General features: G+C 58.2%; 25 protein-coding genes. 15 read left to right on the top strand and 10 right to left on the bottom strand.

The features are described from left to right. The 6 genes from PNAP_RS22565 (at position 1) to PNAP_RS22590 (ending at position 6,154) form a co-directional block, all read left to right on the top strand. On the top strand, positions 1-633 hold the full coding sequence (locus tag PNAP_RS22565) for a LemA family protein (protein WP_011798149.1): 633 nt from the start codon (positions 1-3) through the stop codon (positions 631-633). An 8-nt stretch (positions 634-641) separates the two neighbouring features. Continuing rightward, positions 642-1,490, top strand: coding sequence for a TPM domain-containing protein (locus PNAP_RS22570; protein ID WP_041377693.1), 849 nt, complete (start codon positions 642-644; stop codon positions 1,488-1,490). A gap of 2 nt (positions 1,491-1,492) precedes the next feature. Next, entirely contained in the window at positions 1,493-1,990 is a 498-nt protein-coding gene (locus PNAP_RS22575; RefSeq protein WP_011798147.1) for a TPM domain-containing protein, read from the top strand. Between the two features lie 209 nt (positions 1,991-2,199). Further along, complete coding sequence (locus tag PNAP_RS22580) at positions 2,200-4,536, top strand: heavy metal translocating P-type ATPase (RefSeq protein WP_408633762.1); 2,337 nt, start codon at positions 2,200-2,202, stop codon at positions 4,534-4,536. 149 nt (positions 4,537-4,685) lie between these two features. Then, entirely contained in the window at positions 4,686-5,729 is a 1,044-nt protein-coding gene (locus PNAP_RS22585; RefSeq protein WP_011798145.1) for a YVTN family beta-propeller repeat protein, read from the top strand. Next, on the top strand, positions 5,729-6,154 hold the full coding sequence (locus tag PNAP_RS22590) for a hypothetical protein (RefSeq protein WP_011798144.1): 426 nt from the start codon (positions 5,729-5,731) through the stop codon (positions 6,152-6,154). The genes PNAP_RS22585 and PNAP_RS22590 overlap by 1 nt, the downstream gene beginning before the upstream one ends. A gap of 485 nt (positions 6,155-6,639) precedes the next feature. Here the strand turns inward: PNAP_RS22590 and PNAP_RS22595 are convergent, their stop codons facing one another. From PNAP_RS22595 to PNAP_RS22635, 9 genes are all read right to left on the bottom strand, one after another. Next, the gene (locus PNAP_RS22595; protein WP_011798143.1) at positions 6,640-6,993 is read right to left on the bottom strand and encodes a copper-binding protein; all 354 of its coding nucleotides are present in this window, start codon (positions 6,991-6,993) and stop codon (positions 6,640-6,642) included. Between the two features lie 84 nt (positions 6,994-7,077). After that, complete coding sequence (locus PNAP_RS22600) at positions 7,078-7,593, bottom strand: cupredoxin domain-containing protein (protein ID WP_011798142.1); 516 nt, start codon at positions 7,591-7,593, stop codon at positions 7,078-7,080. Between the two features lie 49 nt (positions 7,594-7,642). Continuing rightward, positions 7,643-9,076 carry a multicopper oxidase family protein gene (locus PNAP_RS22605; protein ID WP_011798141.1) on the bottom strand — a complete coding sequence of 478 codons (1,434 nt, stop codon included), beginning with the start codon at positions 9,074-9,076 and terminating at the stop codon, positions 7,643-7,645. A 46-nt stretch (positions 9,077-9,122) separates the two neighbouring features. After that, on the bottom strand, positions 9,123-10,541 hold the full coding sequence (locus PNAP_RS22610) for a TolC family protein (RefSeq protein WP_011798140.1): 1,419 nt from the start codon (positions 10,539-10,541) through the stop codon (positions 9,123-9,125). Positions 10,542-10,554: 13 nt separating this feature from the next. Beyond that, positions 10,555-10,893 (bottom strand): hypothetical protein, encoded by a 339-nt coding sequence (locus tag PNAP_RS26295; protein ID WP_011798139.1) that lies wholly within the window; start codon positions 10,891-10,893, stop codon positions 10,555-10,557. 122 nt (positions 10,894-11,015) lie between these two features. Then, positions 11,016-11,462: a hypothetical protein gene (locus PNAP_RS26300; protein WP_011798138.1), complete on the bottom strand. Its 447-nt coding sequence runs from the start codon at positions 11,460-11,462 to the stop codon at positions 11,016-11,018. 161 nt (positions 11,463-11,623) lie between these two features. Further along, on the bottom strand, positions 11,624-11,905 hold the full coding sequence (locus PNAP_RS22625; RefSeq protein WP_011798137.1) for a CopK family periplasmic copper-binding protein: 282 nt from the start codon (positions 11,903-11,905) through the stop codon (positions 11,624-11,626). A gap of 220 nt (positions 11,906-12,125) precedes the next feature. Further along, entirely contained in the window at positions 12,126-13,502 is a 1,377-nt protein-coding gene (locus PNAP_RS22630) for a heavy metal sensor histidine kinase (RefSeq protein ID WP_011798136.1), read from the bottom strand. 44 nt (positions 13,503-13,546) lie between these two features. Further along, positions 13,547-14,227, bottom strand: coding sequence for a heavy metal response regulator transcription factor (locus PNAP_RS22635; RefSeq protein ID WP_011798135.1), 681 nt, complete (start codon positions 14,225-14,227; stop codon positions 13,547-13,549). A 154-nt stretch (positions 14,228-14,381) separates the two neighbouring features. Here PNAP_RS22635 and PNAP_RS22640 point away from each other — a divergent pair, with 154 nt between their 5' ends. The 5 genes from PNAP_RS22640 to PNAP_RS22660 all read left to right on the top strand — a co-directional run bounded on the left by PNAP_RS22640 (position 14,382) and on the right by PNAP_RS22660 (position 17,214). Next, complete coding sequence (locus PNAP_RS22640; RefSeq protein ID WP_011798134.1) at positions 14,382-14,756, top strand: DUF4148 domain-containing protein; 375 nt, start codon at positions 14,382-14,384, stop codon at positions 14,754-14,756. A 136-nt stretch (positions 14,757-14,892) separates the two neighbouring features. Beyond that, complete coding sequence (locus PNAP_RS22645; protein ID WP_232290852.1) at positions 14,893-15,147, top strand: copper-binding protein; 255 nt, start codon at positions 14,893-14,895, stop codon at positions 15,145-15,147. 186 nt (positions 15,148-15,333) lie between these two features. Further along, complete coding sequence (locus PNAP_RS22650; RefSeq protein ID WP_041377663.1) at positions 15,334-15,678, top strand: four-helix bundle copper-binding protein; 345 nt, start codon at positions 15,334-15,336, stop codon at positions 15,676-15,678. Between the two features lie 33 nt (positions 15,679-15,711). Continuing rightward, complete coding sequence (locus PNAP_RS25270; protein ID WP_232290853.1) at positions 15,712-16,155, top strand: DUF305 domain-containing protein; 444 nt, start codon at positions 15,712-15,714, stop codon at positions 16,153-16,155. A gap of 117 nt (positions 16,156-16,272) precedes the next feature. Continuing rightward, positions 16,273-17,214 carry an NAD(P)/FAD-dependent oxidoreductase gene (locus PNAP_RS22660; protein ID WP_011798131.1) on the top strand — a complete coding sequence of 314 codons (942 nt, stop codon included), beginning with the start codon at positions 16,273-16,275 and terminating at the stop codon, positions 17,212-17,214. Positions 17,215-17,563: 349 nt separating this feature from the next. Here PNAP_RS22660 and PNAP_RS22665 read toward each other — a convergent pair whose 3' ends face one another. Continuing rightward, positions 17,564-18,826, bottom strand: coding sequence for a hypothetical protein (locus PNAP_RS22665; protein ID WP_011798130.1), 1,263 nt, complete (start codon positions 18,824-18,826; stop codon positions 17,564-17,566). A 366-nt stretch (positions 18,827-19,192) separates the two neighbouring features. Between PNAP_RS22665 and PNAP_RS26305 the strand changes: the two genes are divergently transcribed. The 4 genes from PNAP_RS26305 to PNAP_RS22685 all read left to right on the top strand — a co-directional run bounded on the left by PNAP_RS26305 (position 19,193) and on the right by PNAP_RS22685 (position 22,925). Beyond that, entirely contained in the window at positions 19,193-19,561 is a 369-nt protein-coding gene (locus PNAP_RS26305) for a DUF4148 domain-containing protein (RefSeq protein ID WP_083758104.1), read from the top strand. 308 nt (positions 19,562-19,869) lie between these two features. Further along, positions 19,870-21,207 carry a TolC family protein gene (locus PNAP_RS22675; protein WP_041377696.1) on the top strand — a complete coding sequence of 446 codons (1,338 nt, stop codon included), beginning with the start codon at positions 19,870-19,872 and terminating at the stop codon, positions 21,205-21,207. Positions 21,208-21,234: 27 nt separating this feature from the next. Next, a complete protein-coding gene (locus tag PNAP_RS22680) occupies positions 21,235-21,795 on the top strand; it encodes a hypothetical protein (protein ID WP_011798128.1) in 561 nt (186 codons plus the stop codon). Next, a complete protein-coding gene (locus tag PNAP_RS22685; protein WP_011798127.1) occupies positions 21,792-22,925 on the top strand; it encodes an efflux RND transporter periplasmic adaptor subunit in 1,134 nt (377 codons plus the stop codon). Before PNAP_RS22680 ends, PNAP_RS22685 begins: the two co-directional genes overlap by 4 nt. Positions 22,926-22,934 lie beyond the last annotated feature (9 nt).

A 22,934-nucleotide genomic window follows, 5' to 3' on the forward strand; every position in this document is an offset into this window, starting at 1 on the left:
ATGCGCAAACTATTGTCAATTTTGACAGCGGTGTTGGTGTTGAGCCTCAGTGGATGTGGCTATAACACCTTTCAAACCACGGACGAGCAAGTCAAGGCGAGTTGGTCCGAGGTGGTCAATCAGTACCAACGCCGTGCGGACTTGGTTCCCAATCTCGTCAATACTGTCAAAGGCGAGGCCAAGTTCGAGCAGGACACGCTCACCAAGGTGGTTGAAGCACGCTCAAAGGCGACCTCCATCCAGGCTACGCCGGAACTGATCAACGACCCTGCAGCATTTCAGAAATTCCAGCAGGCACAGGGTGAATTGACCGGTGCCTTGTCCAGGCTGATGGTGGTTTCAGAGAACTATCCGAACCTTAAAGCGAATCAAGGTTTCCGCGACCTGCAGGCACAGCTGGAGGGCACCGAAAACCGCATCACGGTGGCGCGCAACCGCTACATCAAGTCGGTGCAGGAGTACAACGTGACGGTGCGCTCGTTTCCCTCCAATCTGACAGCGATGGTGCTTGGCTACAAAGCCAAGCCCAATTTTTCCGTAGACAACGAAAAGGAAATCTCTAGCCCGCCAAGCGTCGGTTTTGACAGCGCACCTGCCAAGCCCGCCAGTGGTGCCTCGGGAGCGGCCAGATGAGGGCCTTCATGACCGCAAAAAGGTCGGCCAAGTCCTTTCTACTGGCATTCATGCTGTGCGGTTCCTTACTGGCCGTAGCGCAAGTTTCGGTCCCGGCATTGATCGGGCATGTCACCGACCAGACCGGCACGCTCACGGCCGAGCAAAAGTCCTCCCTGGAGCAGACCTTGACCGCGTTTGAAGCCCGCAAGGGCAGTCAGCTTGCAGTCCTGATGATTCCTTCTTCAGCACCAGAAGAAATCGAGCAGTACGCCTTGCGTGTTGCAGAGCAATGGAAGCTCGGGCGCAAGAAGGTCGATGACGGAGCCATCCTGGTTATTGCCAAGGATGATCGTACGCTGCGCATCGAGGTCGGTTATGGCCTGGAAGGGGCGCTCAACGATGCCACCAGCAAACGCATCATCAGCGAGATCATCGTTCCGCAGTTCAAGCAGCAAAATTATTATGGCGGCATCACGGCCGGGGTCGGGCAAATCATCCGCATTATTGACGGCGAGCCTCTGCCGGCGACGAGTGAGAAGCCTGTTGCCGGCCTTGACGGGTTCCAGCAGTACGTGCCCTTCATCTTTATCGCCGCTCTCGCAGTCGGTGGCGCGCTGCGTGTCTGGCTAGGCAGAGTTCCTGGTGCATTCGTTACTGGCGCAGGCATCGCGCTGGTGGCATGGTTTGTTGCTGGCGTCCTGTCTACTGCGTTGTTGGCAGGGTTGATGGCTCTTTTCGTCACGTTGGCGGGTGGCGGCATGGGCAGGCATGGACTCGGCGGGTACTACGGTGGAGGCGGCCGGGGTGGTTCTGGCGGCGGCTTTCGCGGGGGTGGGGGCGGCTTTGGTGGCGGCGGTGCGTCGGGGAGATGGTAGCCATGAATATCAAACGAATCATGAAGCATTTGCTGACGACCCGCGGACAGGTCAAACGGGCCTTTCCGCACAGCACATTGACCAGAATCGAAGCAGCGATCAAGGCAAGCGAGATAACCCATGTCGGAGAAATCCGTTTCGCGGTCGAAGGCGCACTCGATGGCATGCCGCTGTTCAAAGGCCAGTCGGCCAGAGAACGTGCGATCGATTTATTTGCGCTACTGCGGGTGTGGGACACCCGGCACAACAATGGTTTGCTGATTTATCTGTTGCTGGCTGACCGCGCAGTAGAGATTGTTGCCGACCGAGGGATTCATGAAAAAGTGGGTTCGCAGGATTGGAACAAGATTTGCCAACAGATGGAAAGGGCCTTCAGTCAATCGAACTATGAAAGCGGTGTGCTCAGCGGCGTGCAGGCTGTGACGCAGCACCTGGTGCAGCACTTCCCGGCTGGCGGCCAAAACGGCAACGAACTACCCGACAAGCCGGTGGTCCTGTGAGACAGGCAACGTTGAAAACATCCGTAGCCCACAGATGCTCCAGAAATTACTCAATAAACACTTGTGGGCTGGCTTCGCTGATTGTGATTGACGTTTCTCAGGTGAGCCGCTACTAGCTAGTAGTGACTCATTTATTCAGGGGCACTGCCATGAAAACCATGGCAAAGCGCAGGTGCCAAGCGACCCGAACACCGACAAGGAATAACACTATGGACATGAAAACACATCAGCATCACAGCGGCAGCCCGCCTGCCAAACCAGCCTCGCCATCGGATCTGAAGGATCCGGTGTGCGGCATGACTGTCACGGAGCAGTCTGATCACAAGCTGACGCACGAGGGTCGGCCTTACTATTTCTGCAGCGCCAAGTGCCAGGGCAAGTTCGCGGCCAACCCGCAGCAGTACCTTGTGTCCGCAGCGCCCGCAGACACCGCTCCAGCGCCCGCTGGCACGATCTACACCTGCCCGATGCATCCTGAGATTCGCCAGGACCATCCAGGCAATTGCCCCAAGTGCGGCATGACGCTCGAGCCCTTGATGCCGGAACTGGGTGACGATGAAAACCCCGAACTGCGCGACTTTCAGCGCCGCTTCTGGTGGACGCTGCCGCTGACTGTCGTGGTCACAGTTTTGGCGATGTTTGGCCATCAAATGCAGTGGTTTGAAACCACTACCCAGACCTGGATTGAGCTGGTGCTGTCGATCCCCATCGTCCTGTGGGCCGGCTGGCCGTTCTTCTCGCGCGGCTGGCAGTCGGTGGTGAACCGCAGCCCCAACATGTGGACCCTGATTGGCCTGGGCACCGGCGCCGCTTTCGTGTACAGCGTGGTGGCGGCGGTAGCCCCGCAGTTGTTCCCGGTCTCGTTCATTTCCATGGGCCGAGTTGCCGTGTACTTTGAAGCGGCCGCCGTGATCATCTCGCTCACGCTGCTGGGCCAGGTGCTCGAGCTCAAGGCCCGGTCGCAGACCTCGGCGGCGATCAAGTCGCTGCTGGGCCTGGCGCCCAAGACCGCCCGCCGCATTCGCCAGGACGGCACCGAAGAGGACGTGCCGCTGACTCATGTGCATGTGGGCGACTTGCTGCGCGTGCGTCCCGGTGAAAAAGTGCCAGTCGATGGCGTCGTAACGGAAGGTGGCAGTTCAGTCGATGAATCCATGCTCACCGGCGAGCCGATGCCGGTGAGTAAGCGCGTGGGCGACAAGGTGATTGGCGCCACGCTCAACACCAGCGGCGCCATGGTGATGCGAAGCGAGCGTGTGGGCTCGACGACGATGCTTTCGCAGATTGTGCAGATGGTGGCCCAGGCCCAGCGCTCCCGGGCGCCGATGCAGCGCATGGCCGACGTGGTGGCGGGCTACTTCGTTGTCACCGTGGTTGGCATTGCCTTGGTAACCTTTTTCGCCTGGGGCTTGTTCGGCCCTGAGCCGCGCTGGGTGTTCGGCCTGATCAATGCCGTGTCGGTGCTCATCATCGCCTGCCCCTGCGCCTTGGGCCTGGCCACGCCGATGTCGATCATGGTCGCCACCGGGCGCGGCGCCACCCAGGGTGTGCTGTTTCGCGATGCGGCGGCCATCGAGAACATGCGCAAGATCGACACCCTCATCATCGACAAGACCGGTACGCTGACCGAGGGCCGCCCGACATTCGAGCGCGCCGTTCCCGCCCCGGGCTTTGACGCTGACGAGGTACTGCGCCTGGCCGCCAGCCTGGACCAGGGCAGCGAGCATCCGCTGGCCGAAACCATCGTGCGCGCCGCCCGCGAGCGCGGCATGGTGCTGGACAAGCCCGAGAACTTCGAGTCCGGCTCGGGCATCGGCGTGCGCGGCCAGGTGGCCGGGCGCCAACTGGCGCTGGGCAACACCACGCTGATGGATCAGATTGGCGTTTCAGTCGCGCCCCTGGTGCCCCAGGCCGAAGCCCTGCGGGCCGAAGGCGCCAGCGTCATGCACCTGGCCGCCGATGGGCAGCTGATGGGACTGCTGGCCGTGTCCGACCCGGTCAAGGCCAGTACGCCGGAAGCCTTAGCGACACTGAAAGCGGCCGGACTGCGCATCGTGATGGCCACCGGCGACGGCCTGACCACGGCAAAAGCCGTTGCGGCCCGCCTGGGCATTGACGAGGTGCACGGCGAGGTCAAGCCAGCCGACAAGCTGATATTGGTGGAAAAGCTGCAAAAAGAAGGCCGTGTGGTGGCGATGGCGGGCGACGGCATCAACGATGCGCCAGCACTGGCCAAGGCTGATGTCGGCGTGGCGATGGGCACCGGGACCGACGTGGCAATGAACAGTGCGCAGATCACGCTGGTCAAGGGCGATCTGCGCGGCATTGCGATTGCGCGTGCGCTGTCGGAAGCGACGGTGGGCAACATGAAGCAAAACCTGGTGTTTGCCTTTTTGTACAACGCGCTGGGCATCCCGATCGCTGCCGGTGTGCTTTATCCGATGACCGGCTGGCTGCTGTCGCCCTTGATTGCCGCGCTGGCCATGAGCTTGAGTTCGGTGTCGGTGATCGGCAACGCTTTGCGGCTGCGAAAGAGACGCGTATGACGCCGCTGTTTTGGCTGTATCGCCGCCAACAACTGCCATCGCCAGAGGTATGAAGTCGCAAGAAAGATAGCGTGTTCGGCGATGGCATCCAAAACGCGCCAATACAGGCTGAGCCCTGATAGAAGTTTATTTACCAACCAAGAAAGATCATGATGAAAAAAACTAATAACTGGATTTTGACAGCGATTCAGCTGGGCCTGCTGGCTTGGTCCGGCGCCGCTTTAGCGGCTGACAAAGTCTATGTGGCCAATGAGGGTGCTGACACGGTCAGCGTGCTCGATGCCGCGTCGTTCAAGACACTGGCGAGCGTGCCTGTCGGCAAGTCACCGCACAACGTGCAGGTATCGCCCGACGGCAAGGTTGTATGGGTCACCAACAACGGCGAGCCTAATCAGGTGGCGGCCTCTGTGCATAAGGAAATGGTCAAAAGTGAACACAGCGCGATGGCGACAGCAGGAGCCGTTTGGGCCATTGATACCAGTAGTAACGCGGTAATCGCCAAGGTGCCGGTCGGCCCTCACCCGGCTCATGTGGTGGTGTCACCAGACGGGCGCTTTGCCTATATCACCAATGGCGGCGACAACACGGTCAGTGTGGTTGACACATCGGCGCGACGCGTGGTCGCCACGATTCCGGTCGGCAAGTTTCCCCACGGCCTTCGCATCAGTCCGGACGGCAAGCAGGCCTATGTCGCCAACCTCAAGGGCGGCACGGTCTCGGTGATTGATACCGCCAGCCAAAAGGAAGTCGCGCAAATTCCGGCAGGCAAGGGGCCGGCCCAGGTCGGCTTCACACCGGACGGTCGCCTTGTCTTGGTCTCGCTGTCGGAAGAAAACGCAGTCGCTGTGATCGACTCCACCACGCGAAAGGTGATTCGCAAGGTCGCGGTCGGAACGGTCCCCATCCAGCTGTACGCCACGCCGGACTCGCGCACGTTTCTGGTAGCCAACCAAGGCTCGCCCAAGAAACCTGGCAAAACTGTCAGCTTGATCAACTTGGAGAGTTTCAAGGTCGTCAAGACCGTCATGACCGGCGCCGGTGCTCATGGCGTGGTCGTCGATCGTGATGGCAGGTATGCCTACGTGACCAACACTTACGCCAACTCGGTTTCCGTGGTCGATGTGAAGGACCGCAAGGTCGTCAAGACCGTTCCTGTGGGCAAGGGCCCCAACGGCATCAGCGTGACGCCTTGATGGTGACCCGGCGCTTGCCGTTGTCCGCCAAGGTGTTCCTTGTTTGCGGCTTCTATCTTGTTGCGCTGGGCCTGTACTTCTTGCTTCTGCGTCCGGCCTTGTTGCCCGAAGATCCGCGCTACATCGGCAGTTCGCTTGAAGCGATTCGCGCCTCAGTGCCCGGCCTGGAGCGTTGGCTTGGACATGTGTTCAACGTCATGGGCGGCTTCATGGTGGCCGCCGGCGCGCTAACGGTGCATGCGGCCTGGCGTTGGCTGGCAAAGCGCGAGCGAGGAACGTTCGCTGCCTTGTCAGTGGCCGGTGGGGCCAGCGTCGGGCTAATGAGTGCCACCAATTTTCTTTTGCACTCGAATTTTCGATGGCTGCTCTTGGTGCCCTCGCTCTTGTGGCTTTTGGGCCTCGCGTGTTATCTCAGGGAACGCTGATTTGCTGGCTGGACAAACCCGGGTTTCGAAGTTTCAAGGAGGACAGGCATACCGCCCTTGCCCGGTGTTTCCACCATATTGCGTTGCTGACGTGTCGAATACTGATTGGCGGTTCATTTGGCACCGGGCCAAGCGGTAATGCCAGGCGATGAGCCTGCCAACGTCCACCTGAAAAAACGCATCCTGAAATGCCATCCTCGGACGGCTTCACTGCGGCTGCGTCTTGCGTTTTTCCGGGGTGCCCTGTTAGGCATTCAGCCAGTCTTCTTGTGCTTTGCGAAATCGCGCCAAAGCAAATAACCAATGTTCAGCAGAACCACAGGCCACTGGCGACCGCACTGAGCAATATTGCTGTCACACCCATACTGCGATGCGAACGGCTGCACGGCAATGTTTTGCGTCTGCAAATATAGGCTCAAATAAAGGCCTGATTTTGGATAGGGATGGTCCGGGGCGCATCAGCCGTTCCCCGGACTTGCCCTTAATTAATTGGCCGGCTGAATGTCTGTCACTACAATGGCGCCACCGGTTTTTTCCGCCTTAAAGCGAACCTTGTCCCCTGCCTTGACTTTGTCCAGCATGGCCGGGTCCTTGACCTGGAACACCATGGTCATGCCCGGCATGTCTAAGTTTTTGATCTCGCCATGCTTGATAGTGATTTTCTTGGCTTCCATGTCCACTTTGCGAATTTCGCCTTCGGCCATGTCGGCTGCCGCTGCCGGCGCTGTTTTGCTTGACTCCTCCTTGATCATGGGGGCGCTGCCGTGTGAGGTCGCATAAGCCGACGCAGCGCCGGCCAGAAGGGTCGTGATGACCAAAAGGGCTTTAAGATTTTTCATGGTGTTTTCTCTCAAAATTGCGTTGAAGGCGTGGCCGGCCAGCGCAAGCGGTGGCTGCCACGGGGATTGCGTGAGTTCCTCAGATCAATGGGCATGCCCAGCCTGAGCTTGCCTTTTGGCAGGGGTTTTGCCGCTAGCAACATTGACCGAACCCTTCATGCCCGCGTCGTAATGGCCAGGCTGCAGGCAGGCAAAGTCCACCTTGCCAGCCTTGGTGAAATGCCAGATGATTTCACCGCTTTTGCCTGGCGCCACAGTGACCATGTTTTCGTCGGCGTGTTCCATCTCGGGATTTTTCTTCATCACCTCGTAATGGTCCTTGAGCTCCTTGGCGGTTCCCAGCACCATTTCGTGCTTGACCTGGCCGGAATTCTTGGCGACAAAGCGGATGGTTTCACCTTGCTTGACAGCGATCTTTGACGTGTGAAAGCGCATGTCGTCGGTCATGTCGACGTTGACGGTACGCGTCACATTGGCGGCGACGCCGGGTTTGCCGATCTCCTCGACGCCGCCATGGCCCCCGGCGTGGTTGCCTGCGGCCATGGCCGTGAGGGCCAGAAAAATGCCGGGAATGGCGATCAGGATGTTGCGTGATTTCATGAGATACCTTTCAAAAGGGTTGAATGCAAATAAAGAAACTAAAACTAACTTAATGTTTCATGCCGCCCATGGCTCCCGCACCTCCCATGACGGGCTTGCGCACCTGGACCTCGACCTCTTTGGCCGGCATGTTCTGCGCCTTCATGGTCTGGCCGCCCTCTGCGGCAAAGCGCGCCGGGTTGGGCAGTGCGCCCGTCCATTCATAAGCCACCTCGCCGGCCGGGTGCTTGTACCAGCCCGGGTCCTTGTAGTCGCCGGCTTTCTGGTCCTTGCGCACCTTGACGACGCTGAACATGCCGCCCATCTCGACCGAGCCAAACGGCCCCTCTCCGCTCATCATCCGCGCCGTGTTGTCGGGCAGCGGCATGTCCATCTCGGCCATGTCGGCCATGCCGCGCTCGCCCATCACCATGTAGTCGGGAATGACGTTGGTGATGTCTTTGACCACTTTGCGATGGTCCACGCCGATCAGGGTTGGCACGTCGTGGCCCATCGCGTTCATCGTGTGGTGGCTCTTGTGGCAATGAAAGGCCCAGTCGCCTTCCTCGTCGGCCAGGAATTCCAGCTGCCGCATCTGGCCGACGGCCACATCGGTTGTTACTTCATATTGGCGTGAGGATTTTGGTGTGGGACCGCCATCGGTGCCAGTTACCAGAAATTCATGGCCGTGCAAGTGCATCGGATGGTTGGTCATGGTCAGGTTGCCGATGCGGATGCGCACCTTGTCGTTCTTGCGCACGACCAGCGGGTCGATGCCCGGAAAGACCCGGCTGTTCCAGCTCCACAGGTTGAAGTCAAGCATGGTCATGATCTTGGGCGTGTAGGCGCCGGGGTCGATGTCGTAGGCATTGAGCAGGAACACGAAGTCGCGGTTCACCTCGTCGATCAGCGGGTGCCTTGCCTTGGGGTGGGTGATCCAGAAACCCATCATGCCCATGGCCATCTGCGTCATCTCGTCGGCATGCGGGTGGTACATGAAGGTGCCGGGGCGCTTGGCTAAGAATTCGTAGACAAAAGTCTTGCCGACCGGAATCGCCTTTTGCGTCAGGCCCGAGACGCCGTCCATGCCGTTGGGCAGGCGCTGGCCGTGCCAGTGCACGCTGGTGTGCTCGGGCAGCTTGTTAGTCACAAAAATGCGCACCCGGTCGCCCTCGACCACCTCGATGGTAGGACCTGGCGACTGGCCGTTGTAGCCCCACAGGTGGGCCTTGAAGCCGGGCGACATCTCGCGCACCACCGGCTCGGCCACCAGGTGGAACTCCTTCACGCCGTTGTTCATGCGCCAGGGCAGCGTCCAGCCGTTGAGCGTGACCACCGGGTTGTAGGGGCGGCCGGTCTCGGGCACCAGCGGCGCCATCGTGTCAGGTTTGGATTGAAAAACGGGCTCAGGCAGGGCGGCCATGGCCACCCGGCTCACTGCAGCCGCAGCCACCGCCGTGGTAATGGCGCCAGCGCCAGTCAGAAAATTTCTTCGATTCGTCATAAAATTTTTGCTTTATGTAGGGTCTTCAATTGGGTTGTAGCTGGCATCAGTGGCCAGCGGCTTCACCGCCACCACCTGCTGCAGGCGCGGCCATGGCCAATGTGGTCGGCTTGCCGATCATGGAGGCAGCCAGCGCGGCATCGGCCAGCCAGAACTGCTGGTAAGCGTTGAGGGCAGCGGTGACGCTGGCGATCTGGTCGCGGTTGTCGGCCAACAACTCGAACACGCCGATCAGCATGCCGTTGTAGCGCAGCACATTTTCTTCAGAGATGGTCTTGCGCAGCGGCACGATTTCATCGCGGTAATGCCGAGCCACGTCGTAAGCGGTGCGGTAAGCCGAATAGCTTTCGCGCAGTTGGGACGAGGCGCCGCGCACTGCGCCTTCATACCGGCTGGCCGCAGCCAGCGACTGCGCGTTCATCGCGTCCCGCTTGGCGGTGCCCCAGTCGAAAATCGGCAGGCGAATATCAAGCTCGTAACCCTTGCGCGCGCTTTTCGTGCCTTCTGCGTTGTCAAAGACCGTGTCACGGCGAATGCCGAGCTCCACATCCACCAGGCTCTCGATCAGATTCAGTCCTTGTGACCGGCCGGCGTTGTCGAGCTGCTGGCGCGCCATCCGCACATCGAGCCGCTGCTCGGCAGAATTCGCGTTGACGCTGGCGGCTTGACGGGGCTCCTTGGGCAACTCGGGCAGGCGTTCAGGCAATTGCAACTGCCCGGCTTGTGCCGCTGTCAGTCCCAGCAGCCGGGTCAATTCTTCCCTGGCCGCGGTGCTGGCATGCTGGCTGGAGGCCAGCTGCGCTGCGCTGTCGGCATAAAAGCTTTGCTGACGCGCACGCTGCAGCTTGTTGAAATTGCCCACCTGCTGCATGCGCCGCGCCAGTTCGGCGCTCGCCTGCGCGCTGCGGTTGACCTGATTTGCATACGCCAAGGTCTGCTGCGCGGCGACGGCGCGAACCCAGGCCTGGCGAACCTGGGTCACTTGCTCGACCACATTGGCGCTGAGCTGGACCCGGGCCTGCGCCATCTGACCTCGGGAAATTTCCATTCGCCGGGGCAGCATCAACAAATCGAGCAGGCCAAAGGACAGCAAGCGGCCCAGTTCCAGTTCCTCGCCCGAGCGGACGCGCTCGAAATTGAACACGGGGTTGGCGATTCGGCCCGTCTGGTTGGCCTGTGCCATGTCGGCCCAGCTTTGCGCCAGCAATGTTTGCACCGCCGGGCTGTTGGCCAGTGCCAGTTGCACGGCTTCGTCCATGCTCAGCGATTTGGCAAGCAACTCACTGGTCAATCTCGCCCTGGCTTGACTTTGCTGCTCAGTACGACTGAGCTCGAGCTTGCCTTGGGTGAAGGTGCCTGTGCTGTCATTGGTGCCCTGCACCGCCTGGTCGAAGTTGACCGAAGCGCAGCCGACCAGCACCAGTGCTGACATGGCCACGGCGGAGAGTCGAAAAATTCTTTTCATATGGGTTTTCCTGTCACGGTTTGGCGGGCGCTGTACTGGATGCAGGCTTGGCAGCGTTGTCCGGCGACTGGCCCTGGCTGGCTTCTTTGGCATAGGCGCGCCATCCGCCAATCTGGCCAGCAATGTCATTGGTTTCTTTCCAATTGACGATTTTTTCGTCTTTATAGGGTAGGTAACCTTCAAGCGCCGAGCGGTAGCTTGGCTGCCCGTCCTCAGCCATGGCTGCAGGGCCAGGCTGTGCAGGGGCGGTCGCAGGCGCCTGCGCGCTGGCTTGCATGGCGCCAAGCGAGGCGGCCAGCAGTGCCAGCCTCGCCAGCGATGTGCGCAAGTTGGAATGAATGCAGATAATCACAAAAATCTCCTGATTGACAAGCAAGGCGATGGGAACATCGCAGCGATCCGGCCATCATTAAGATGTCATGACCTTTAATGGCCATGCCGGCAGCAAGTACAGGCCCAATATGGGCCTGAGCGTCAGGAAATGGGTGGTTTTTGGCCTCGTGCCGCAGGGGCACTGGCAAATTGGGCAACTTCTGCACGAAGCACAATGCCCAGGCTGAAAACAGTAGCGACGCCAGCGGGCGCCGCAGACAGCGCCACTGTATGACAGACCTGGCAGACGCTGCATGATTCGCAATGCGTATCTGCTGCGTGGGAGTCTCCTCCCGAGGCGTGGCCCGGGCAGTCGGCTGCAGCCAAACTTGTTGTCACCACTTTATCGGGATCGATATGCGCGTGTTCGGCCGCCTCATGGGCGTGCTCAGCTGTTGCTTTGGTAGCGCCTTGCTGCTGCGTCTGGAATTGTGCAACCACCATCTCAGTCGCCATGGCATCACTGACCCAGCCGCGCAAAGGCAACAGGGCAATGAGGAAGGCAATGAACAGGTGGCGCATGAAAAATTCAGATGTAAAGATTTTCAACAGTTTGTTTTATATACCAAAGCGGCGCACACCGCAGCCTTGCGAACAGGCAAGCCTTAGCTTGAGACGGCCATGGTAAGCGAAAAGTTCATTTATTCTGAGCCGGCAGTGCCGCCATCGAATGCAGCAAAGCCTGTGCTAAAAGACAAACAAAGCCAGGTTTAAGGCCTCATGTGGGCGCGTTGACCATTGGAAAGCCTGGCCACCTCATCGCCCTGCATGGCCATGGATTGGCTGTCTGTGGTTTGCATCATTTGGCCTGGTTTCATTCGGTAGGGGCGGCCCAGCTTATCTTCCATTGCCATCTTGCCGTCCTTAAACACATGCACTGTCGAGCCGTCTTTAAGCTGAACAGATTTTTCGATGCCCTCCCGATCGACGGCAAAGGCGGACAGACCCGACAAGAGCAAACTCAGTCCAACAACAGCTTTAAAAATAGACATGATAAAAATCCTTTTAGGTTGTATGCAAAGGGACCACAAGGAAACCTGCAAGGCCTGTGATGCCACCTTTTGGCCCACAGTTGGCAATGTAGGGCGTACAGGCCAACTGCAGCCTGACCGGAACATTACAGTTTTGACAGATTCATATCCGGTCACCCAACCCCACAAAAATCTCTCGTCGAGCTGCTTGCTCAAGCGCAGCAGCAGGCCGTGAGGCACGTCACCGAATCACCATTTTTTCTGGAAACGACAACGTGAAGGTTGTTTTGCCGGTCAACACACTTTGCGCGCTCACTTGTCCACCATGGGCTGACATGATGGAGCGCACAATTGCCAGGCCAAGCCCGGTGCCGCCGTCAAGGCGTGCTCTGGCAGAGTCAACCCGGTAAAAACGCTCGAAAATGTGTGGCAAATGATGTGGCGCGATGCCGTCTCCCGCATTGACGACAGCTACTGTGGCACGCTCATTTTCAGTTGTGATCAACAAGTCCACTTTGGAATTGGAATGCGCATGGCGAATGGCATTGGACACCAGATTGCTCAATGCGCGCTGGATCAACCGCCGGTCGCCCAGCACAGTCGCTGCGCCGGCTACCTCAACCGTTAAACCGCGCTCCTCGGCCAGCAGCGACAAATACTCAGCGACTTGCCGAGCCTCTCTGGCCAGTTCAACCGGCTCACGATTGAGAATATCGCCGTTGTGTTCTGCGCTGGCAATAAAAAGCATGTCGGCAATCAAGCGCGTCAAGCGTTCGAGTTCTTCGACATTGCCTTCCAATACTTCTCGCAGCTCAGCTGCTGTACGGGTTTTGGACAAGGCCACTTGCGTTCTTCCCATCAGCGTGGCAACAGGCGTGCGCATTTCATGGGCCAGTTCGCCGGAAAACGCCTGCAGCCGTTGGTAGCCGTCATCGATTCGCTCCAGCATGCTGTTGAACGCTTGCGCAAGTTCATAGAGTTCTGTGGGCAACCCCGACGATGACACCCGCTGGCCGAGCGACTGCGTGCTCACGGAGGCGGCCAGTCGATGAAACCGGCGCAGGGGCGACAAACTGGTGCGCGCGATAAGCCATGCGCCCAACCCCACGAGGAGGAGGAGCACCGGCAATGCAACCAAGGTGGTACGGATAAAGCCACTGAGCAACTTGCTGTCATGGCGCCGGTCCAAAGAAAGGTAGTAACGCACCGCTTTGCCATTAGCCACCTGACCGGTACCCCGAGCCGCAACAAACTGGACGCCGCTGGCGCTACTCCAGTGGAAAATAAGCGAATCGGTGATTGCTTTGCGATCGAGCGCTACCACGGACTGCTGGGCGGTAGGTGAAAAGCTTGCCACCGATTGCCCTGTAGTGGGGTCACTCAAAGCCAGATGCAGGTCATCGTGGCCAATCAAGAGATCGCCAAACCGGTGCTGGTTCTGAGCAATAGCTTCGGGCGAAGGCATTTCAGACAACACATGCAGCAGCAAATCGCGCTTTCCCTTGAGCTCTTCGGCAGCGCGTGCATCGAGTTGCCGTGACAGGGCATAAAACCCGGTGACAGTGGCCCCGCCGGTCAGAATTAAGCCAAAAAATGCGCTGGCCAGCGCGATCCGCATAGCCAGCGAATTTCGAGACCAGAAGTCAATTTTTGGAACTTGTGTCACACCGACGCCCGGCGTTCCAGTACGTAACCCACGCCGCGCACCGTGTGGATCAGTTTGTCGTCAAAAGGATCGTCGATCTTGGCGCGCAGCCGCCGGATCGCCACTTCGACCACATTGGTGTCCGAATCGAAATGGATGTCCCACACCAGCGACGCGATCTGGGTTCTGGAAAGCACTTCGCCCGCCCTCTGGGCGAGCAGGGTCAGCAAGGCAAACTCTTTGGCAGACAGGTCGATCCGCTGGCCGGCGCGCGTGGCCCGGTGACGCACCGGATCAATTTCAAGATCGGCAGCCCGTAAAACGGGGTCCTTTACGACCGGCTGGCCGCGTTTGAGCAGGGCGCGCACCCTGGCCAACAGTTCAGGAAACTGAAAAGGCTTGAGCAGGTAATCATCCGCGCCCAGATCAAACCCGCGCACCTTGTCGTCGGTATTGCCCCGGGCGGTGAGCATCAAAACGGGTATTTGCCGGGAGGTACGCAGCGCCGACAGCACGGCAAATCCGTCAATGCCGGGCAGCATGATGTCCAGAATCACCAATCCATGATCGCCATTGACCGCCGCGTGCAAACCGTCCGTTCCGTTGTGGGCAACCTCCACGGCGTAGCCGCTTTCCATCAAGCCCTGGCGCAAATAATCGGCCGCTCTGGGCTCGTCTTCAATTACCAAAATCTTCAAAATCGCTCCTTGCCTTGCATAACGTATTTGTAATCTGCCTGTCAGCCCAGTGATGCCGCCCGGCTTCTACATTTAAACCCGTGATGCAGCCAGTTGCATCCAGGCTGCTCCCAGGCTTGGGACAGCCCCATCGATATTAAAGGAGCTTCAAATCATGTCCATTCGTAAAATCATTGTCGCCCTGACCCTTGCGGGTGCTGCCCTTCCAGCCGCTTTTGCCAACAGCGCTGTCACTTCGGTGGGCAATACAAGAGACGCTGATTACCCTGCCAGCACCCTCTACAGCGCCAGCACCAAAACCCGCGCCGAGGTCATGCAAGAGTTGCAAGCTTTCCGCAGTAATCCCGTTACGGCCGATGGCGGCAAGATCGTCAACACCGAGCGAGGCTTTGCTCCTGCCCAGCACAGTTACGCGTTTGAAGGTGGCGCCCTGGTTCATACCGACAAGTTAGCCCATGACACCGCCAAGCCCAGCTTGGTAATGACAGACGCCGACAAACGCCTGCAGCGTGAACTGTACCGCCGGTAAACATCGCACATCTTATTGACACAGCACACGCAGGGAATTTATGAACGCAAAATTTAATGCATTGCTGGTCGCCGCAACCTTGTTGGCCGGGAGTTCCGGGTTGGCAATGGCGGCTTCCAACGCGCAAAATGCGTCCTTGAGCACCACTGCAGCGCCTGGCGCTTCAGCCAAGTTGACGCTTGGAGAAGTGCGCAAGATTGACACCGAGCAGGGCAAGCTCACCATCAAGCATGAGGCTATCGAAAACCTTCAAATGCCTGGCATGACCATGGTGTTTAAGGCGGCCGACCCTGCGATGCTTCAAAAGCTGCAGGTAGGCGACAAGATCGAGTTTGCGGCAGAAAAGGCCAATGGCGCCATGGTGGTGACGACTGTTCAGGTGGTCAAGTAACCCTTGCTCGGCAATTCAAGTTAAATACCAAAGCTGCTGAAAAAAGCAGTCAGCTTACACCACCCAACGATCATCCTTTACAAACGAAATCCAGTATTGAACCAACAGTGAAAAACTGCTTGGTTTTTACCGCTGGCCTGAAAAATCAGGCTTGTTTTTATGTGAAATTAACATGGGAGTGCCGAAATGAGCCACGAAACATTCAAGGCGTGTATCGAAGCTTGCAACGCTTGCGTTATCGCTTGCAACCATTGCGCGGCTTCCTGCCTGCAGGAGCCAGACGTCAAAATGATGGCGCGTTGCATTGCGCTGGACATGGATTGCGCGCAAATCTGCGCGCTGGCGGCGGCGGCCATGGCGCGCGACAGCGAACACGCCAAAGCCATTTGCATTCTTTGTGCAGACATTTGTGAGGCATGCGGTGCTCAGTGTGCAAAGCATGCCGGGCATGGCATGGCGCATTGCCAGGCGTGTGCTGAGGCGTGTAATGCGTGTGCTAAAGAGTGCCGTCAGATGGTAAGCATGGCTTGATTTTTTGATTAATCCTCACGAAAGTAGCTCAACATGACCTTAAGATTCAATTCCCTCAAAACATTTCCCATTGCTGTAATTGCATTGAGCGCGGCGCTGCTGCAGCCCATGGTGCATGCCCAGTCGCCTGCCAGTTCTGGCCAAGGGTCAATGCAGGGAGGTAAAGGCCACGCATCGTCCATGTCCGGCGCAGGAATGGACATGAAAGGCATGGACATGAAAGGGATGATGAAAGACAACAACGACAAAATGTCCTCCATGCAGATGACTGGCAACGCCGATGTGGATTTCGCCATGATGATGCGCATCCACCATTTAGGCGCCATTGACATGGCTCAGGCCGAGCTGAAAGATGGCAAAGCACCTGAAATGCGAAAAATGGCCCAAAACATCATTGCCGCGCAGAAAAAAGAAATTGCCCAACTGGACAAATTCCTGGCGAAGAATGGCCATCCCGTTGACAAAATGAGCAAGTAGCAAAGCAACTGCTCTTACGGCGCTGTCACGCGAGCAAAGGCATTGCTGAGACCAGGCACTTGATCGGCACTCAAATAAGGCCAGGTTTCTTGCCATTTTTCGAAAACAAAATTGACCATGCATCGATCGACAGCACAGGCTGACTTATGGGACGTGATCGTAGTGGGGGCCGGCCCTGCGGGCTTGAATGCTGCGCTGGTGCTGGGCAGATGCCGCAGAAGCGTCCTCGTGTTCGATGATGCCAAGCCGCGCAATGCGGTGTCGCATGCCATGCATGGATTCTTAAGTCGCGATGGAATTGCGCCAGAGCAGTTGCGCTCTATTGCTCGCGAGCAAATGGCTGCCTATCCGTCGGTGAGCATTGAAGATGTCCGTGTGATCGATGCAATTCGCACCGACGCAGGGTTTACGGTAACGACAAGCGATGGCCGTACCTTTCAAGCTCGCAAGCTCCTGTTGGCCACGGGTGTGGTTGATGAGTTGCCACCGCAACCAGGCTTTCGCGAGCTGTATGGAACGGGGGTGTTCCTCTGCCCGTATTGCGACGGTTGGGAAATGCGCGACCAAGCGTTGGCGGTTTACGGCCGTGGCGATGACAAGGGCGGCGGGCTGGCCCTGGAGATGACGCTGTGGAGCGCAGATACGGTCTTGTGCACCGACGGCCCCTCGCAACTGACCGATGCGGGCCGCCAGCGTCTGGGCCGCAATGGCGTCGCATTGCGGGAAGAAAAAATCGTCTGTTTGGAAATCCAAAGCAATGAGCCCTACCGCGCCGCGTTCGACATCGTCTTTGAATCGGGGCCGCGCCTGCGCCGCGCTGGTATCTTTTTCAACACTGGCCGGCACCAGTCGATTGACCTGGCAAGGCGCTTGGGTTGCGACACCTATGCAACCGAGGGCTGCACGGTGGACAACAAGCAGCAAATGAGCCATGTACCGGGTCTGTATATCGCGGGCGATGCTTCTTGCGATGTGCTTCAGGCTATCGTTGCAGCGGCCGAGGGCGCAGCAGCGGCTATCGGGATCAACACCGCGCTGCTGCATGAGGATCTGGCGTGACGTTACTAGCAGACGCAGGCTCCGCTGAGCATACGGCGCTTGCGGTGGGTCCTTCGTACAGGAACCGCCGAGATTTTGGCTGCTTCGTGCCAACCTTGTAGGTCATTAGTTGATTCCACTCTCATGGAGAACACGACGCCAATGCTCATTGGCGCCAGGCCCTGCAGCCGCTAGGTAGCGTCTAAAAATTAATTCCTGTTATGACAACACCATGCATGTCCATTACGTGGATCTCAAGAGAGTTGTATATTACGAAATGGGTGCAACCGGATTTTGCCGCAGCCGGGCTGGTACTTGCTAGGCCAAACCGGCAACATGCGCTGACAATTTACCCGCTTTGCAAACGACGTCACAACAACTGGGATATTTCCAGCACTGGCTTGAGGCTTGAGCCGAAACGGCCGATTGCCTCTCGGTGCTCTTTGAGTTGGCTGTAGGACAAATAGCGTATACCCAACTCCGACACCCTGGAAAACGCGGGACGCTTGAGTTGATGTGCCACTTCCTCGCGCCGATTGTCTGGCGCCACAAGAAACAAGGTGCTTGCAGCGCCCACTTGCGTACCCAGGGCAAGGTCCAGCATCCGTACGATGCCAGAATAGATGGACGTTGAGTGCTCCACCTCGAACGCTGCTGCGACCTGAGCGCTGTCGCGTATCAGCCAGACCACGTCAATCAGGCGGACAGAATCCAGACCCTGCGCTGTGGCGTCTGGCCAGCGCTGTAGGCATCCGTCAGCGAGAAACCCATTGGCATACGCTCGGCTCCGGTCGTTAGAAGCGATCCAGACGTCAAAACCGAGCGACATACCCATATCGCGTAACCATCCTTGAATCTGGGTGTGCGTCGCATCGCTCTCGTTGGCCAGCAACCATTGCTTTTGAGCAGCGGCTGACTCTTCGCGTATGCGTTGCAAGTCCGTTTCCCACAAAGCGACTACTGCAGGCTCTTGCAGGCGGGGTGGTGCGGCGTAGCGGCCGCTTCCGACATCGAACATCAGGCCGGCAATGGCGCCCAGGTCATTTGAGAGCTTATGGCGGTGTTGCTCGTTGAGTCTGATCAGTCCTTCACGCATGGTGAGGTAGTGGTCCCAGCGTCCCAGTTTGACATTACTCCCGGTGACAGCGTTGAATCCGTTGACGATGGCCGTGTTGAAAGGACACACCAACGTCGGGTGAATGAAGTAAAGCAAGTTGGCTACGGCCGGGCCCAAACCTTTGATCTTGAGCGCATCGATCTTTCGAATTGCTTCAATTACTGCTTGCGCGGTATCACAGCAGTCGCAGGCATTAAGCAACCTGGCAAAAGCGCGTTGGTTCCCGGCATTTTCATAAATATCGGGTATGCGCAGTTTGGGTTTCCACAAAAAAGCATGGTCTGCGCCTTTGAAAATCTGACGTTGCTCGGCTACTGATCCCACTACGGTCTGCAGAGTGGAGCCGCGGTAGACGTTACCGAAAGTGCCCGCATCAATATCGCGCACCACTTGGCCAATACCGCGGCGAATGGAACGAAAGTTCTTGAGTCGCTCAGCCCAGAGAAACCAGGTGTTAAACGTACTGCGTGGGTCGGCTTTCCAGTGATCGATCAGCAAGGCAATGGTATTGGACATCGGGTTTTCATAAAGTCAGCTGGCCTGACTGTATCTGATTCCCCCTGTAAACAGCTCTACCGATTTTTGAATCGATTAGGCGCTGTTCGGAACAGTTGCCCGTTTTTCCCCCGAGTCTCAAGATGGCATGGTCAGCCGCTTACTTCCATCAAGCTCTAACGCAAACAATCTGCCGTCCTTAACTCGTCCTTTATCACCAAAATTTTCAAAATGGATTTCTCGTCAAACATAACGTATTTGTAATCTGTTCGTCAGCATGGCGCGGCCGTCCAACCTCTACATTGAGAACCGTGATGCAGAGGTTGCATCGAAGCCGTTTCAAAGGCTGGAACGACAGACTAAAAACGGTAGTGTAGGAGTTAGCCCATGTTGTTTCGTAAAACCTTATTTGCCCTGGCCCTTGCTGGCATTGTCATTCCTCCCGCATTCGCCAACAGCGACAGTGGTTGGGCCGGTAACGAGCGGGGAGTTGGGATCCAAGCTGGCAGCAACATAAGTCCGAAAAGTCGTGCTGATGTACAAAAAGAGCTGGAAGCCTTTCGCAAAAATCCGTTTACTGCTGACGGTACCAAAATCGTTAATACCGAGATAGGAATAATCAGTCCCCGGCACAGTTATGGGTTTCAAGGTGGCAAGTACGCCCATACGGACAATATCGCCCACACCACGCCAAAACCAAGCGTTGTTATGACAGACAGCGATAGAAAACTCTACCCAGAGTTGTACTCCCGTTAGATATCACGCCGACAAGCGATTTTCATATTCATGCTGTAGCAGCGATTTTCGGCCTGGTGCATTGCCAACTGTCAGTGCGTCGTCCGACACGTACGCCTGAGATTAGCTGAGAGTTTTATTTCTATTTTTTTCTTTACCGCTTGCGCATAAACACTTTAATTGGACGGGGCTTTCGGAGAGGCGAAGCTGACGTTTTCTATGTTTTTCGTGCTTTTGTAACCCTTTTGAAATGACATGCATGAACACTCGACGATCTGTGGGGATCCCGCTTGGATTATTTGCGCATTTCTTTACCCATGGAAAATCGGATGTCCAGAAGAATTAGAAAAAATTGCTGGCCTTGCATTTTGCTGGTGCTGGCCACAAGCAGCGCCTGGTCGCAGCAAGCGTCACCCGGGTCACTTGGAGAAATTTCAAAGTCCGATTTGTCGCTGGCTGCCGCCTCCTTTCCTGGAAGTATCAGTCTTCCAACAACGCTAAAACAGGTTTTTGACGCCGCATGGCTGCGTCAACCCGAAGCGCAGTCCAAGGAGGCTCGCCAGCAAGCCGCCAGTGCCCGCAGGCTGGTAGCGGACAGTTGGACGGCTGAGCCTGCAGCCCTGGAATTGTCAACCAAGAGCGATCGATTGAATAACAACCAGGGCAGCCGCGAGCTTGAGGCCGGCTTGGCTATTCCGCTATGGCTACCAGGCGAGCGAGCGCGTTCCGTCAACCTGGCCGATGCGGAGATGCGTGTGGCAGCGAGCCGGGTCATGGCGGCTCAGTTGCGCACGGCGGCAAGCGTGCGGGAGTCGTATTGGCTATGGCAACGTGCCCGGATCGAGCAAGATCTTTCCCGGGAACGGCTAATTAATGCACAGCAGTTCGCTGCTGACGTCGCCAGGCGTGTCAAAGCCGGCGACCTGGCGAGGGCCGATCAACACCAGGCCGATGGGGCGGTGGCAACTGCCGAGGCAGGACTTGCCGAAGCAATCAGCGCGCTGGCTGGCGCATCACATGAGCTGCGGGCACTGAGCGGTATCCCACCAGGACCGAACGCCCTTCCCGCGCTCGACGCGCAGGCTGTGACCGAGCCTGTCCCGGAGGTACCTGCTGATTTCGCAATTCTGAATGCCGGCCACCCGGCGGTTGTAGAACTGTTGGATCGGGCGAACGTCGCGCGCCGCACAATCGAACTGACCGGTGTGCAAACGCGCGCGAACCCAGAGTTGATGCTGGCGACGACCAGAGGTCGGGGGTTCTCCGGCGAGCCTTATCAGCAAACCATCACGCTGGGCATTCGCATCCCTTTTGGAGCAGACAGTCGCAATCGAGCCAAGCAGGCAGCAGCACAAGCCGACGGTATTGAAGCCGAGGCACAGCTTGATCTCGAGCGGGGGCGGCTGGTGTCTGAACTCGACGCGGCCCGCGTTCGCCTCGAATCCGCCCAAACGCAGGTGAATGCTGCAAGCAAGCGTTCTCAACTCGCCCGTGAGTCACGCAGCTTTTTCCAAAAATCATTTCGCATGGGTGAAACCGACCTGCCGACACGATTGCGCGTTGATCTTGAAGCTTCCGATGCCGAACGACAGGCCGGACGGAGCCGCATCGATCTCGCTGCAGCAGTCTCAGCCTTGCGCCAAGCCCTGGGACTGCTTCCTGAATAACGCCCAAAACTAAATAAAAAACAAATCATGATTATTTGGAAAAAACTGAACGTTTGCTTCCTGGCAACGTTCATTGCTGCAACATCGTTCACGGCATTGGCAGATGCAGGTCACGATGACGGTGCGGCGCCCATTGCTGCTACTGGCTCAGCCCAGCCACGATTCACCGCCGTGTCCGAGACCTTTGAATTGGTCGGCGTACTCAACGGCAAATTGCTTACCCTTTATCTGGACCGCGCTGATGACAACAGTCCGGTCAAGGACGCCAAGCTCGAGATTGAATTGGCAGATATAAAGCTGGACGTCAAGCCTCGTGGCGTGGGCGAGTTTGAAACGACGCTTGCGCAAGAACTCAAGCCGGGTGTGACTGCCATAGCGGCGACCGTGATCGCGGGTCAGGAGACAGATCTGCTTGCCGGTGAACTGGACATCCGCGAAGGCGCTCATGCGGATGCTTCAGCGCGCAGTCTGCCATGGAAGAAGTACGGCATCTGGACTGTTGCCGGACTGCTCGCGCTGGCGCTGCTTGTCGGGGGCCTGCGACGCTTTCGCACGAATCGAATCAACCGGGCCGGGAGTACAGCATGAAGACACGCTTTGTGATCTCAGCAGCAGGCGCCGCCTTCTCTGCGGCCTTGTTGACGTTCACGGTCCCGGTCTGGGCTTCGGGAGATCACGAAGGTGGTCACGGCGCTGCCGAGGCCGACCTTTCGGTCATTGGCAGTGGCCCGAAACGATTGCCCGACGGCAGCGTCTTCCTGCCCAAACCAGCTCAGCGCCAGATGGGCGTGCGCACGCTGGTTGGCGAGTCGAAGCAGTTGCCGCGGGCGACCGAGTTGTCTGGCAAGGTCGTCATGGACCCCAACGCCGGCGGCAAGGTGCAGGCCTTGGTGGCCGGCCGGCTGCAAGCCGGTCCGCGCGGGCTGCCATCGGTCGGGCAAGCCGTGCGCAAGGGAGAGGTGCTGGCCTATGTGCTGCCTTCCGTAGCGGCAATCGAACGCTCGAACCAGGCGGCTCAACTGGCCGAACTCGGCGCCGACCGGAGTCTGGCCAACAAGCGCCTGGCGCGTTTGAAGGAACTGGCCGATACCGTGCCGCGCAAGGAGATCGAAGCGGCAGAAAGTGAAGTGGCCAGCCTTGGTGCGCGCCTGGCAGCGGTGGGGGTCGGGCTGTCGGCGCGCGACACACTGGTGGCGCCGGTGTCGGGGGTCATTGCTTCGGCCAACGCCGTGGCAGGCCAGGTAGTCGATGCGCGTGAACTGCTGTTCGAGGTGATCGATCCCTCGCGTTTGCGCATCGAAGCGCTAGCCTTCGACGCCGCATTGGCTGCGGATGTGGGGGGCGCCTTTTTGACAGTGGGCGGCCAGAAGGTGCCGCTCGTCTTCGTGGGCGCGTCGCGCTCGCTGCGCGAGCAGGCGCTGCCGCTGGCCTTTCGGGCCGAAGGCGCGGCGCTCAGTCAGCTTGCCGTTGGCCAGCCGGTCGCCGTGGTGCTGCAAAGCCGCAGCCAGGTAACGGGCGTGCCGGTGCCTGCTGCATCGTTGACTAAGAATCCGGCCAACCAGACCGTTGTGTGGATCAAAACTGCGCCTGAACGTTTTGAGGCGCGCGTTGTCACAGTGGAGCCGCTCGATGGCGCGACGGTGGCAGTGACTTCAGGCCTGAAGGCCGGTGATCGTGTGGCCACACAAGGCGCCACGCTGATCAACCAAATCCGCTAAAGGAAGCCA

It is taken from the genome of Polaromonas naphthalenivorans CJ2 (genome assembly GCF_000015505.1).
Lineage (GTDB): Bacteria > Pseudomonadota > Gammaproteobacteria > Burkholderiales > Burkholderiaceae_C > Polaromonas > Polaromonas naphthalenivorans.